Genomic DNA, 13674 nt, shown 5'->3' on the forward strand with positions numbered 1-13674 from the left:
GCCCGGAGGGCGGGCCCTGCGGCGGCCGGTGCGAGCTCCGAAGGCGGACCGCCCTCAACCGCCATGCAGGAACTCGGCACAACCCTCCCTCCGCTGCGTCACCTCGGTCGCTCGGGTATTCGGACGGGGGCCTGGTGAGGGACTACCCAGCACCGGCCGCCGGGCAGGTGGGCATCGACGGCCCATCCCCCTGACAACACCGGCGACGGCTGTCCGAGGGTCCGGTCGGCCGGTTCGTTCCCGACGACCACCTCGCCGCTGAGACAGGTTCTGCCGTTCTGTTCTACGACGGCGCACAGCGCGTTGCGGCGCAGGGGTGTGACGGACACCCAGGCGGGGGCGTCCAGCTCCACCCAGCCTTGGAACGAGACGGACATCCCCGTCACCGTCGTGCCCGGGGCCGGGTGAACCGCGTGCGCGGCCTGCCGGAGCGCTTCCAGGAGGAGCATGCCGGGGGCGTGGTCGACGGGGTGGTCGAACAGTATCGGGTGGTCCTGGTCGGTGCGGAGCTGCCAGCGCCCGGCACTTCCTGTCGCGGCGAGCACCACGTTCCCGGGCCGTGCATGTCCGACGGTAGCTGGCGGCAGCGGGGGAGGAGGCGGCACGGTCCGGCCGGGCCGTGCTCCGACATCGTTTCGTCCGCGCAGTCGGCGGTACACGGCCGGCGAGTGATTCGTGAACCGGGTGTCGGCGGCTCCTACGCGGCGGCCGTTGAGGCGGACGGTCGCGTGCATGGTCATCGAGACCAGACAGCCCTTCCTCATCCGGACATCGGAGCACGTGATCTCCAGCAGGACGTCGGCCCCGGACCGGGGGACGAGCAGGGCGCGCGGCTGTACCTCGAAGTGGAAGCGGTCCCAGACCAAGTGGCTGCCGAAGGGCACGCCGTAGGCGACGTGGGACAGCAGGGGAAACGTCTGGCGCACGGTCTCGACGAGGAGCAACGGGTCGAAGCGCCGGTTGCGCGGGCGGTAGAAGTCGTGGAAGCGCGGCCACCGGGCCCGAACGGTGTGCCGGTCACCGCCGTGGGAGGTCCAGCCGGTGAGGAGCACCTCGGCGGCCGCGTCCTTGTGGACGAGCTCCCGGGGAACCCTTTCGACGAGCCGTGGTCTGCCGATCCCGTAGCCGCGTAAGTGGGACATGCCGACGCTTCCCCCTGAGTCGATGGCCTGCTCAACAGCGATACGGTAAACATAAATTACGCTATCTATGTGTGTCGAGGAGTGATCCCGAGTGCCGACTGCCAAAGCGGAACAGGCTGCCCGCACACGCCAGAAGGTTCTGCTGGCGGCAGCCGAGGTCTTCGACGAGACGGGCTACGAGAAGGCGTCCGTCTCCCAGATCGTGCAACGGGCGGGGCTCACCCTCGGCGCCCTCTACTTCCACTTCGGCTCCAAACAAGGACTGGCCGAAGCGCTGATGAACGCTCAGCCGACGACCATAGAGCCCCACCTCACGTCCACCGGGCTGCAGCGCCTGGTGGACATCACCCTGGTGTGGGCGGACCGGATGAAACGCGATCCGGTCCTGCGTGCCGGGGTGCGTCTGGCCACCGAACAGGGCAGTCACGGCATGAACGACGCCACGTCCTTCGAGGACTGGCGGAAACTGATGCGCGGGCACCTGGACGTGGCCCGGTCCAGCGGCGAGATCCGTGACGGCGTCGACACCGACCAGCTGGCCCGCTTCGTCGTCGGCGCCTGCACCGGCATGCAGCTCTACTCGCACCTCGCGACCAGGCGGGCCGACCTCATGGAACGCGTCTGCGACATGTGGGACCTGCTGTTGCCCAGTGTCGCTTCCCCAGCCGTGCTGCAGGCCATCCACGTGGGCCCCACACGTGTCCCCGCGCGGTGACCGCGACGACGGCCCCGCCCCGGCACATCGTCCTCACCGGGGCCACCGGGCAGATCGCCTCGCTCATGGTGAGGCACCTGACGCCCCACCACCGCCTCACCCTGACCAGTCGCACGCCCCGCCGCACCCTGCGGTGGCCCGGCATCCGTCACCTCGCCTGCGACTACGACGACATGGCGAGCATCGTCGACGCCTTCCGCGGCGCCGACGCCCTGTTCGTCGTGACCAACGACCCCACCCGGCCCGAACACGATCGCAACATCGTGCGGGCGGCCGTCGAGGTGTCGGTGAGTCACATCGTCAAGCTGTCCGCCGCGGCGGTGCGCGACGGTGCGGCGCACGATCTGATCACCGAGTGGCAGCGCACGAACGAGGACCGGATCAAGTCGAGCGGCATCCCCTGGACCATGATCCAGCCGCGCTCGTTCATGTCGCACGCCCTGGCCTGGGCGCCGAGCATCCGCAGCAGCGGCACCACCCACGCCCTGCATCCGCACAGCCGCAACGCCTGCATCGCGCCCGAGGACGTCGCGGAGGTGTCGGCACGTGTCCTGGGCGAAGCCCGGCACCACTCCCACTCCTACCAGGTCACCGGTCCGCAGGCACTGTCTGCCCACGAACAGTCGGCCGTCCTGGCCGAGGTGCTCGGACGTCCCCTGACCTGCCGGGAGTTGTCCCGTGAGGAGGCCCACCTCACCCACGCACGGAAGTACTCACCCCTGATGGCCGACGCGCTCATCGCGAGCACCGAGCGCCAACTGGCCGGTGCCAAGGCGGACGTCACGGACACGGTCGAGCGGCTCACCGGGAGGCCGGCGACCACCTTTGCCCAGTGGGCCACACGTCACAAGCACCGCTTCGAGGGCGAACGGCGGCCGCCACGCTCCGCGGAGCCCTGCCCGGCGAACGGCGCCGTGGCCGGAACACCGCGACTCCGGTGCGGGTAGGCCGGAAACCACCAGTGCGCGGCTTGCCCGACCCCTTTGCTCCGGGCCAAGATCTCCGGGGCCGCGCTGCCGGAAGAAGGCGCGCTGCGGCATCCACGGTTGGGGGACCCATGCCCGCAGAGGGCCTGCTGCACGGCAAGACCGTCCTGATCACCGGAGCGAGCAGCGGCATCGGTGCGGCGGCCGCGGAACTCTTCGCCCAGGAGGGGGCCGCCGTCGTCCTGGCCGCCCGCCGCGAGGAACACCTGCTGAAGCTGGTGGCCGCGATCGGCGCGGCCGGCGGACGGGCCACGGCCGTAGTGGCGGACGTGACGCGGGCGGGGGACATGCGGGCAGCCGTGGACACGGCGCTGCGGACCTACGGCCGGCTCGACGCGGCGTTCAACAACGCAGGGTGGACGTCCACCGGGACACCCCTGCACCTGATGGACGATGCGGAGTACGACCGGATCATGGATGTCAACGCCCGCGGCGTGTGGCACGCGATGCGCGCGGAGATCGCCGCGATGCTCGACCACGGGGGCGGGACCATCGTCAACACCTCCAGTGTCGCCGGGATGCGCGCCACCGGCGCCGCTGCCCCCTACATCGCGGCCAAACACGCCGTGATCGGTCTGACCAGGGCCGCGGCCGACGAGTACGCGGAACAGCACATACGCGTCAACGCCCTTGCCGTCGGCAGCACCCGGAGCGAACTGATGGACCAGGTGCTCACCGAGACCCCCGCGCTCCTCCGGCCGTTCACCGAGCGCGCGATGCAGCACCGCATGGCCGACCCCGTCGAGATCGCCCGGACGGCCGCGTGGCTCTGCTCGGACCGGTCCTCGTTCACCACCGGCGCGGTCATCGCCGTCGACGGGGGATGGACCGCTCGCTAGCACCAGCGCGCCGCGCCGCTGGACTTGCTCGAAACGCTCCGGGTTCTCTTCGTTCGTGTGCCCGTCACTGGCTCCTCACCCTAGGGTCTGACGGATGCCGGCACATGATCCGAAGCACCCGACCAGCCACGACGCACTCCGGCCCCGTGGAGTGGCCGAAGCGGGCCGGCCCGCACCCTCATCGTCGTGACCTCCGAGGCCCCTTTGATGAAGAAGAGAGAACGCGCCGTGTGTACGCGCGCGAACCTCGTTCTGGCAGCAGCGCGCCACTTCGACCAGCACGGCTACGACGGTACGACCCTCGACTCCATCTGCAGAGAGGCGAACGTCACGCTCGGGGCCGTCACCTTCCACTTCCGCTCCAAGGCCGCACTGGCTTCCGCGGTGGTCGAAGAAGGCACCGGCGAGTTGCGGGGTCTCGGCACCGCGGGCCCCGCGACCGGCCGGCCCCTCCATGAGCTCACCTCCCTGGTGCTGCGGGTGGCCACCGCCCTGCAGACCACCGTGCTCACCCGCGCCGCCGTGCGGCTGGTCGAGGAGGGTCACGGGTGCTCCGGCTGGCCCGGTGACTTCCGCGCACAGGTGCTGCGGCTGGCCGAGGAGGCCGCCGCCACCGGTGACCTGGCCGCTGACGTACGGCCGGCGACCGCCGTGCACGTCGTGCTGCACGTGATGGAGGGGGTGGCGGCGAACGCCCGGAGGGCGGCACCCAGGGGCGGCCCGCCGGTCGCCGACGTCGAGGAGATCTGGTACGCCGTGCTCGGTGGTCTGGCAGCGGATGCTCTGTGATCACACGGGGTCACCGTGGAGCCGGGAGTAGGCGAACGCGGTGGACACCAACGTGGTGTGGTGGTGCCAGCCAGGGAACGACCGCCCCTCGAAGTCCCGCAGGCCGAAGTTCTCGTGCAGGGCGGCGATCACGCTCGCTGCCAGCCGCGGCTGCCGCATCAGCGGGCGCAGTTCGGGCACCGGACGGTCGACCAGGTTGGTCAGCCAGAGCTCCGCCGGGCTGTTCGGCCGGTGCTGCACGAGCAGGCGCAACCCCACCCGGCGGCTCGACGGACGCGGCAGGAGGACGGGGAGGTTCAGGACGTGCCGGCCGTCCTCCGCCGGCCGGTCACCCCGGCCCGCGAGGAGACGGCGCACGGTGAGCGCCTCCGGGTCCGCCGACGGGGACGACACGGGCACGACGCGCACCGTGTCGGGGACGCTCACCACGAAGGGCTGACGGCTGCGCGCCAGGTCGTCGATGAAGGCCTCTCGGTCGGGCAGCCACGACAGGTCGGCCGTGACCGGAGCGCGTTGTCCCGACGGTTGCGACGCGGTGCGTTGCAGTACATCTGCGGCCTGGGACCAGAGGGGACCGCGTACCGTGTCCGGCACCCGCGCCTTCGTCCGTTGCGCTGGGGACCAGGTCCTGGGCACGTACAGGCCCCAGTTGACGGGCAGGGGGCCGTGTTCGCCGGTGGCCAGCATGACGAGGCCCAGCTGGCAGTTCACCGATCGGCCCCGATACGGATCGAACCTGCGGTGCACACCGGCGGAGTGGTCGCCGCGCTTGGGTATGAGCGCGGGTGCCAGGGTCCAGGCCGTCACCTCCGTGCCGGCCGGCGCCAGCTGGTGCAGGAGGTTCCGGCGAGCGGTCGTCCAGTCCCAGGGACTGGCGTTCAGGAACTGGTGCAGGGCCTGCGAGGCCGTGGGCGAATCGCTGACGGACATCGCCAGCCGTCGCAGCGACTTCTTGCCCGGTGTCCGCAGCAGGGCCCGCACGTGCAGTTCGGCCCATCTGCGCTGGTCCGCCCGGGGCAGGTGGTCGAAAACGGCTGCGACGAACGCGTGGAGGCACGCACCCCCGGCGCCTTGGTCGTGACGGACGCCTCGGTCGTCACCAACGTCCTTGTCACGACGGACGCCTTGGGCGTGACGGATGTCCCGGACGTCGTCGGAACCGATCGTCGGCGCCGACTCGTGCACCCAGGTCGGCTCGTGCAGCAAGGCCATCGCAACGTCCCTCCTCCGGGCGTGACGCTGTCCCCGATCCGTGTACTCGGCCCCGCCGCCGACGACGGGGGATCGGACCGGCGGCGGGACCGGACCCCAGCATAAATAGCGCTATTTATGTGAGCCAGAAGGCATCCGGCCAGGTCTGACGCGCCTGGCTTTAGTCCTCTTTGTGGCACTTCATTGGGGTGTAAATGCCCTGACTTGGTCAAGTGAGGGCGCGACGACCCCTCCGACTCGAACACATAGCGCTCTTTATGCTTGGCTCCCTGTAGCCGTAGGGCGAGTGCTCCGCAGTCGACGGCGAGCCTGCCGCACCGAGCCGCACGAGGTGCCGGGTCCTGGCCGCCGACCGTCGGCAGCGCCCCGTCACCATTCCCGCCCCGCCGCGAAACGCACCGTCCGGTTCGCACCCCCGGTGCCGGGCGCCACGCTCACCTGAGCCGACGATGTTCTCCTCGGCACCTGCAGCCCCCACATGCAGAAGACCGACAGAAAGCAGACCTCCGGTGTCTTCACTCCTCACGGACAACCCGCCCCCCACACAGCTGCCCGACCGTTCGGCCACGGCGGTCCCGGACTCCGTCCCGATCTCCGTGGTGGAGTGTCCGGAGATCCGGTCGGTGCCCGTGGACTCCCTGATGGACGCCGACTCGCCGCGACTGGGAGGGCTGGACCGAGGCCACATCGACGTACTGGCGCAGAGCGCCATCGAACCGATCCTCGTGCACCGGGGCACCCGGCGCGTGGTCGACGGCATGCACCGGCTCCACGCCGCCAGGCAGCGGGGGGACGCCATGATCCCCGTCCGGTACCTGGACATACCTGCCAGTGAGGTGTTCATCCACTCGGTGGCGGCCAACGTCAGCCATGGCCTGCCCCTGACCCTCAAGGACCGGAAGTCCGCTGCCCGGCGGATCCTGACCCAGCAACCGGACCTGTCGGACCGGGCGGTCGCGCGCATCACCCGCCTGTCACCCAAGACCGTGGGCGCCGTGCGCCGCGCTTCGAGTGAGGAAGTTCCCCAGTCGAAGGTCCGGGTCGGGACGGACGGCCGTGCTCGCCCGCTCGACGCGGCGCGACGCCGGGAAGCGGTCGGCGCATTCCTCGCCGAACACCCCCGGGCCACCCTGAACGAAGCGGCCGCCGCCGCCGGGGTGTCGGTCAGTACGGCGTGCGAGATCCGGCAGCGGATGAGGCGCGACGAGCGACAGCCGGCAGCGGCGGACCAGGGCGCCCCGCACTCCACGCGCGCCCCGTCGCCACCGGGCGGCACGGGCCGTCAGTCCCCGAGCCGGTGCACCGGGCAGGGGCCGGCCCGGCACATCGCCGCCCTGGCGAAGGACCCGTCCCTCAGATTCACCCAGTCCGGGCGCGCGCTGCTGCGCTGGCTCAACGAGCGGGCGCCCGACCTCGAAGCGGCGCGGGAACTGCTGGCCGCCGTGCCACCGCACTGCGCCGTCACCGTCGCGGACCTCGCCCACACCTACGCCCAGGAGTGGCAGCGGTTCGCCGCCACCCTGGACCAGGCGGTCGGCGACGAGGTCGACAGTCCCGCCCCGCGCCGCCCGCAAGGAACGGCGAACTGAGTTACGGGTCGGTTTCTTGACGGCATATCAAGGCCCCTGAATGATGAGTGTCCGTTCGGCGGAAACAGCGCCGGATATCACCAGGAAAGAGCCGCGGAACCGAATGTCTCTTTCCTTCCCTCATCAAGGAGACCGACCCCTGCAAGAGGTCGGGAAAAGGAATTCGACCGCACGCTGGAGAAACCTGGAGTTCAGGATGGACGAGGCGGGGGTTCGAGTGAAGACGATCGAGACCGGCGCGGAAGCGGGCGCGGACGTGGCCGTGATCGGCGCAGGACCGGCCGGGCTGTACGCCGCCTGCTGCGCGGGCTTCCGCGGGCTCTCCAGCGTGCTGGTCGACGCGCTGCCCGAACCGGGCGGCCAGGTCGCGGCCCTGTACCCGGAGAAGAGGATCCACGACGTCGCCGGCCACCCGGCGGTGCGCGGCCGCGAACTGATCGACCGTCTGGTGACCCAGGTCGAGCCGTTCCACCCGCGTTTCCTGCTCGGCCGGACCGCGGTCTCCCTGGAGGCGGAGGAGGGCGGGAGCTGGGTGGTACGGCTCGAGGACGGCGTGCCGGTGCGCGCCCGAGCCGTGGTGGTCGCGGCCGGACTGGGCCGCGCGGTCCCGCGCACCCTGCCCTGCCTGCGGCCCTATCACGGGCGCGGTGTCGCCCACCACGTACGGCGCCTGGAGGACCACCGGGACCGTGACGTGGTCATCGTGGGCGGCGGTGACAGTGCCGTCGACTGGGCCCTCGCCCTGATCGGCGTCGCCCGCTCGGTGACGGTCGTCCACCGCCGCGCGGCCTTCCGCGCCCACGAACACAGCGTCAAGCGGATGTACGCGTCGGGTGTCCGTGTCGTGACGGAGGCACAGGTGACCGCCTGCCATGGCGACGGATTTCTGGAGGAAGTCCGGGTCCGGGCCGCGGACCGGGAATTCGCCATATCCGCGCAGGCCGTCGTCGGAGCGCTGGGATTCATCACCAATCTGGGCCCGATCGCCGAATGGGGGCTCCTGATGAGTAATCGTCTCGTCCTGGTCGACGGGGCGATGCGGACGAATCTGCCGCGGGTCTACGCGATCGGCGACATCTGCCACTACGAGGGCCGCGTCCCGCTCATCTCCGTGTCCTTCGGCGAGGCGGCGACCGCAGCCAACCACGCGGCGGTCGCGCTGCGCCCCGGTGCGCGCCTCGCACCGGAGCACTCCACCGACATCGACGACACCTTCCTGTCATGAACCTGAAAAAACTGACCATCCTCCCGGCGGGGATCGACGTCCTGCTGCCGGCCGGATCCCCCCTGACCGAAGTCGAGTACGAAGTGCAGCAGCGGCCCATCCCCTTCGGGTGCCGCTCCGGATCGTGCGGCGCGTGCGTGATCGAGGTGCTCGACGGCCTCGCCTCCCTCGGCGACCCCGATCCCGACGAACTCGACTTCCTCGAAGACCTCGGCCGCACCGGCGGCACCCACCGCCTGGCCTGCCAGTGCCGGCTGCGGGGCGACGCGACCGTTCGCGTCGCCGACGACATCTGAGACCCGCTCACACCGAGCGCCCGAACACCCAGACCGAAAGGTGAACCATGCCGAACCGCGTGACCAACGTCGGCTACGGGGACCGCACCCCCTTCCTCAGCAGCACCGCCTCGGCGAAGCTGCGCGCCGAGATCGACGAGCAGCTCGACCAGCAGGTCCTCGAGTGGTACGCCAACGTCCCCGAGGCCGCCCACCTGGAGGGCAAGAACGTCGACTCCGCCTACTACAAGCGCAACCTGATCGAGACCGCCTGGCGCATCCGGATGCTGCGCGTGTCCGAGGCCAAGGCACTGGTGGAGATCGCCAAGACCAGCCCCGAGGCGGCGCAGGTCTGGGCCAACTACGAGCAGGAGGAGATGCTCCACGACGAACTCTTCATCGACGACCTGGCCAAGGCCGGCGTCTCCCGCGAGGAGTTCCTGGCCACCGAGCCCTACCTGTCGACCAAGCTGCTCACCGGCTACTTCTCCTACCTCCTCGACCACGAGGGCCCGCTGGGCGTGGTCGCGTACTCCTACCTCGTCGAGTACGTGAACGTGAAGCTCGAGCCGAAGAAGCTCGAGGCGCTCAAGCAGTCCGTCGGCGAAGCCAACATCGGCGGCCAGATCAACCACTCGCACACCGACATCAACGACGACCACCCCGGCGAGGTCTGGGCAGCCGTGCGGCACCTGCTGCGCAGCCAGGACGACATCGACGCCTTCAAGCGGTACCTGCGCGAGCACCAGCAGATCCTGGCGCAGTACTTCGAGGAGCTCTACCTGGACACCATCGCCAGGGCCGAGAAGCAGCCGGCCTGAGATCCGACCACAGCGGGGGCGCGGCCGCGCCGCGCCCCCGCCCGCCGGCAAGGAGGCCGGAATGAGCACCGAAAACACCAGGGGAGTGCTGCTGCTCAGCCACGTCGGGTTCTCGTTCATGGAGGACCTCCTCGGCACGCTCCGGGCACGGGGGCTGAAGGGCTACGTGCTCAGCTCCCTGCCGGAACCGCAGCACCAGGCGGACAGGCCGGCGGTCCTGGCCGGCCTCGCCGACCACGTGCACGTCACCAGCGGGCACGTCCTGACGGCCCGCGACGTGGAGGACTGCCTGGACCGGCTCCGGGCGGCGGGGGAGCAGGTGCAGTGCTGCCTCACCGTGTGGGAGGGCTACCGGCACCTGATGGCGCTGGCCAACGCCCGCCTGGGAGTGCCGGACCTGGACGAGAAGCAGGTCCTGGACCTGAGGGACAAGCTGACGCTGCGCAACCGGCTCGCCGACGCAGGACTCAGCCGCGGCCGAGCGTCCCTCCTGACCCCCGAGACGCTCGCCGAACGCCGCAGCGACGGCGGCCGTTACTTCGTGAAGCCGGTCAGCGGCATCGCCTCCTTCGGCACGTTCCCCCTCACGGCGGACACGACGTGGGGCGACGTGGAGCGCATCACCGCCGAGGCCCGCTCCGACACGGTCTACGCCGACGTGTTCACTGCGCGGCCCGGCCCCGGCACCCTGAACCCCGACGCGGAGCGCGGAGACCGCCCGGGGATGGACTTCCTCGTCGAGGACTACGTACCGGGGCGGGAGTTCAGCTTCGAGGTGATCGCCGTCGACGCCGAGCCGCACGTCGTGGCCGTGCACGAGAAGTGCGAGGTCACGGAGACCGCGGGCACCGTGCTGGAGAACGCCTGCGTCAGCCCGCCCGTCAGCCTGTCGCAGGAGGAGGTCGCCGCCGGGATCCACTGGGTCGCGAAGGTGCTGGACGTCCTCGACCTGGACCGGGGCTGTTTCCACGTCGAGGCGCGGCACACCGCGTCCGGCTGGGACCTGATCGAGGTCAACCCGCGCGTCGGCGGCAGCCTGATCTCCCCCAGCGTGGCGGCGCTGACCGGTGGCCCCGGACTGCTCGACCTCTGGCTCGACTCCCTGCTCACGGCCGACCGGCCGGACGGCTTCGGCGCGACGCTCAGGAGCCTGTCGTTCGCGGCGGACGGCACGACGCCGTGCCGCTCCGCGACGTTCTTCCGGGTCTTCTTCGCCGAGCCCGGGACGATCCGGGCCGTCGGCCTGAACGACGACCTCCCGCTGGAGCCCGTCGTCGCGCACGTCCTGCTCGAACCCGGCGACGTCGTGCACTCGTCCTCGCGCGAGGTGTTCCTCGGCCAGGTGCTCTGGCGCATGGACCGGGCCGACCGCGACGCGGTCCTGCCCCGGCTGCTGCCCGCCTCCGAGCACGCCATCGAGATCGTGTACGAAAGGGAGCGGGGATGACCAGGCCGATCCTCCTCATCGTCGACTACAACCTCAGCCGCGTCGACGAGGTGCGGCACCTGCGCGACCACGCACGCGAACGCCATGGCGCGAGGGTCGTCCTCGTCCGCGCCGACCCCACCGAGCTGGACCGCCGCATCGCCGACGAGGTGATCGACCTCGACCCGCTGCGCGACGACTTCGCCGAGATGGGGGAGAAACTGCTCGGCGACCGGCGCGAGCACATCAAGGCGGGCATCGTCTTCTCCGACAACGCCGTGCGCAGCGGCGCCGAACTCCTGGAGCGGCTGGGGGTCACCGTCGACGCGTCACGGCCGGCCGGCGGCGCGTTCTCCAAGTACCTCTACCGGCTCAGCGAGGCGCGCGTGGCCGACCTGCTCCGGGCACAGCGCGTCATGGTGCCCGCGTGCGCCGAGATCGCCTCGCTCGACCAGCTGAGGACGTTCGCCGCCGAGCACCCCGAGGGCTTCGTCGTCAAGCCCGCCACGGAGGGGAACAACCGGGGCGTCGTCGTGGTCCGGCCGGGCGACGACCTCACGGCGGTGTTCGCCGAGGTCCTGCCCTACCGGGACGGCGGCGTGATCGCCGAGGAGCTCATCCCGTACCGCAGGGAGTACTCCTTCGACGGGCTGGGACCGCTGGAGTTCCTCACCGAGAAGATCAGCGCACCCGGCCGGTACCCCGTCGAGATCGCCCAGGTCCTGCCCGCCCGGGTGGCCGAGCACGAGCGCGCGACGCTGGTGCGGGCCGGCCGGCAGGCCAACCTGCTCGTCGGGCAGTGCGACGGGCCCTTCCACAACGAGGTCAAGCTGAGCGACGACGGACTGCGCGCCGCGGTGGTGGAACCCAACAGGCGGCCGGGCGGCATGAGGATCTGGTCACTGGCGCGCTGGGTCTACGGCCTCGACCTGCACCGCCTCTGGGTCGACACGGCCTTCGGGACCGCCCCCGGCGCGCCGGAGCTGGTGCCCGGGTGCGCGGCGGCGACCGTGCTGCTCGGCGTCGCCACCGACCGCTCGTTCAGCCCGGACGACGTGACGGCCGGCGCCGACCCGTTCGCCGACGCCGTCCGGCGCACCGCCGAACGCCTCGGCCTGGCCGAGGGGGCACTGACCGTCGCGGAGTTCTCCTGGCTGTCGCCCCAGCGCCGCGACCTGCACGCCGTCGCCCGCGACAACGCGGACTTCGCGGCCCAGGGCTGCGTCGTCCTGCGCGGCGGTGGCGTCGACCTCCGCACCGTCGTCCACGCCCTGCGCGAGGCCTGGCCGCACGCCCTGGACCGGGCCCTTCGCGCCCCCGCACCCCTGAGGAACGCCCGATGAAGATCCTCGTCCTGCACCGCGTGCCCTACTTCAAGATCGAATACCACCGGGGCATCTCCCACGACCGCCACGACGTCACCTACTTCGGGACCGACCAGGCACTCGCCACCCTGCCGCCGCACCTGCGCTGCGAGCGGGTGAGCCGTCAAGGTCTCCGCACGGCCTTCGAGGAGGCGCGGGACTGGCTCGCCCACCGGCCCCGTCACTTCGACCGGGTGATCTCCGTGTCGGAGTACGAGCTGCTCGACGCCGCCCTGCTGCGCGAGTACCTCGGCGTGCCGGGCGCGCCGGCCGACCAGGTGGCCCTGGCCCGCGACAAGGTCCTGATGAAGCAGGCCGTCGAAGGCGCCGGTCTGCGCGTCCCCCGCTTCCTGCCGCTGCCGCGCTTCCTCGACCTGGCCGGCGGGGCCCCCTGGGAGGGCCGGACCGTGCTCAAGCCGCACCGCGGCGCCTCCAGCGAGGACGTCCTCGTCTTCGACACCCCCCGGCAGGCCGTCGAGGCCGTCACGGCGCGCCGCACCGGCGTTCCCCGGCTCGACGCGGGGGAGGACCTGGCCGACTTCGAGGTGGAGGAGTTCGTCTCCGGACCGATCCGGCACTTCGACGGCCTGGTGCAGGGCGGCGAGTTGCTGGTCCTCACCGCGAGCGAGTACATCGGCACGTGCCTGCAGTACGCGCAGGGCAGCCCGCTGGGGTCGTTCCAGCTCACCCTGTCGCAGGAGGAGCGCGCCTGGGTCGCCCGTGCCCTGGCGGCCGTGCGCATCGAGGACGGCAGCTTCCACCTGGAGGCGATCGTGCACCGCGGGGAGACGGTCTTCCTGGAGGTCGGCAACCGGGTCGGCGGCGCCGACGTCGTGGCGACCGTCGAGCTGGCCACCGGCGTCCACCTGCCCTCGTACGAACTGCGCGCCCTGCTCGGCGAGCGCGTCACCGGCACGCTCCCCGAACCGCCCGCCGACCGGCGCCTGTACGGCTGGTTCGTCTGCCCCGGCCACCACCTGGCCGGACAGGACTTCCAGGGGCTCGACGGGACGGCCGCGTTCCGCCACCACCCTTCCGTGATCGCCTGGAACGAACTGCCGCCCGGCTCGCCGCTGCCCCGCCACATCACCTACCAGTCCGGTGAAACGGTGCTCGCCGGGATCGTCGCGAGCGACACCCCCGAGGACGGCCGGCGCTGGATCACGGACCTGTTCGCCTCGCTGTCGGTCCGCACCCGCCCAGGCGCCCGCCCGGCCCCGGAACAGGTGCCGGCATGAGGGCGCCGAACCTGTCGTGCGCGGTGGGTCCCGCCGCGGCCGGGCCGTCGGTG

Annotated in this window: 13 protein-coding genes; 11 read left to right on the plus strand and 2 right to left on the minus strand. The window is 71.3% G+C overall.

The annotated features are described in order from the left end of the window. Nucleotides 1–98: 98 nt before the first annotated feature. Nucleotides 99–1142 carry a ScbA/BarX family gamma-butyrolactone biosynthesis protein gene (locus tag AQJ30_RS03495; RefSeq protein ID WP_079083762.1) on the minus strand — a complete coding sequence of 348 codons (1044 nt, stop codon included), beginning with the start codon at nt 1140–1142 and terminating at the stop codon, nt 99–101. A 91-nt stretch (nt 1143–1233) separates the two neighbouring features. Between AQJ30_RS03495 and AQJ30_RS03500 the strand changes: the two genes are divergently transcribed. The 4 genes from AQJ30_RS03500 to AQJ30_RS03515 all read left to right on the plus strand — a co-directional run bounded on the left by AQJ30_RS03500 (nt 1234) and on the right by AQJ30_RS03515 (nt 4471). Then, nucleotides 1234–1857 carry a ScbR family autoregulator-binding transcription factor gene (locus AQJ30_RS03500; RefSeq protein ID WP_067228380.1) on the plus strand — a complete coding sequence of 208 codons (624 nt, stop codon included), beginning with the start codon at nt 1234–1236 and terminating at the stop codon, nt 1855–1857. Next, on the plus strand, nt 1854–2804 hold the full coding sequence (locus AQJ30_RS03505) for an NAD(P)H-binding protein (protein WP_079083764.1): 951 nt from the start codon (nt 1854–1856) through the stop codon (nt 2802–2804). Before AQJ30_RS03500 ends, AQJ30_RS03505 begins: the two co-directional genes overlap by 4 nt. Before the next feature lie 110 nt (nt 2805–2914). Next, nucleotides 2915–3682 (plus strand): SDR family NAD(P)-dependent oxidoreductase, encoded by a 768-nt coding sequence (locus tag AQJ30_RS03510; protein ID WP_067228382.1) that lies wholly within the window; start codon nt 2915–2917, stop codon nt 3680–3682. A gap of 207 nt (nt 3683–3889) precedes the next feature. Then, nucleotides 3890–4471 carry a TetR/AcrR family transcriptional regulator gene (locus AQJ30_RS03515; protein WP_079083766.1) on the plus strand — a complete coding sequence of 194 codons (582 nt, stop codon included), beginning with the start codon at nt 3890–3892 and terminating at the stop codon, nt 4469–4471. Here AQJ30_RS03515 and AQJ30_RS03520 read toward each other — a convergent pair whose 3' ends face one another. Continuing rightward, entirely contained in the window at nt 4472–5683 is a 1212-nt protein-coding gene (locus tag AQJ30_RS03520; RefSeq protein WP_107119467.1) for an IS701 family transposase, read from the minus strand. 509 nt (nt 5684–6192) lie between these two features. Between AQJ30_RS03520 and AQJ30_RS03525 the strand changes: the two genes are divergently transcribed. The 7 genes from AQJ30_RS03525 to AQJ30_RS03555 all read left to right on the plus strand — a co-directional run bounded on the left by AQJ30_RS03525 (nt 6193) and on the right by AQJ30_RS03555 (nt 13621). Continuing rightward, the gene (locus tag AQJ30_RS03525; protein WP_245726786.1) at nt 6193–7272 is read left to right on the plus strand and encodes a ParB/RepB/Spo0J family partition protein; all 1080 of its coding nucleotides are present in this window, start codon (nt 6193–6195) and stop codon (nt 7270–7272) included. Nucleotides 7273–7489: 217 nt separating this feature from the next. Further along, nucleotides 7490–8497, plus strand: coding sequence for an NAD(P)/FAD-dependent oxidoreductase (locus AQJ30_RS03530; protein WP_245726787.1), 1008 nt, complete (start codon nt 7490–7492; stop codon nt 8495–8497). Further along, complete coding sequence (locus tag AQJ30_RS03535; protein ID WP_067228384.1) at nt 8494–8793, plus strand: 2Fe-2S iron-sulfur cluster-binding protein; 300 nt, start codon at nt 8494–8496, stop codon at nt 8791–8793. Before AQJ30_RS03530 ends, AQJ30_RS03535 begins: the two co-directional genes overlap by 4 nt. 47 nt (nt 8794–8840) lie before the next feature. Beyond that, the gene (locus AQJ30_RS03540) at nt 8841–9593 is read left to right on the plus strand and encodes a heme oxygenase-like domain-containing protein (protein WP_067228385.1); all 753 of its coding nucleotides are present in this window, start codon (nt 8841–8843) and stop codon (nt 9591–9593) included. Nucleotides 9594–9654: 61 nt separating this feature from the next. Further along, entirely contained in the window at nt 9655–11040 is a 1386-nt protein-coding gene (locus tag AQJ30_RS03545; protein WP_245726788.1) for an ATP-grasp domain-containing protein, read from the plus strand. After that, nucleotides 11037–12362, plus strand: coding sequence for an ATP-grasp domain-containing protein (locus AQJ30_RS03550; protein WP_067228389.1), 1326 nt, complete (start codon nt 11037–11039; stop codon nt 12360–12362). Before AQJ30_RS03545 ends, AQJ30_RS03550 begins: the two co-directional genes overlap by 4 nt. Further along, nucleotides 12359–13621 (plus strand): ATP-grasp domain-containing protein, encoded by a 1263-nt coding sequence (locus tag AQJ30_RS03555; RefSeq protein WP_067228390.1) that lies wholly within the window; start codon nt 12359–12361, stop codon nt 13619–13621. Before AQJ30_RS03550 ends, AQJ30_RS03555 begins: the two co-directional genes overlap by 4 nt. Nucleotides 13622–13674: the final 53 nt, after the last annotated feature.

Source organism: Streptomyces longwoodensis (genome assembly GCF_001514125.1).
Lineage (GTDB): Bacteria > Actinomycetota > Actinomycetes > Streptomycetales > Streptomycetaceae > Streptomyces > Streptomyces longwoodensis.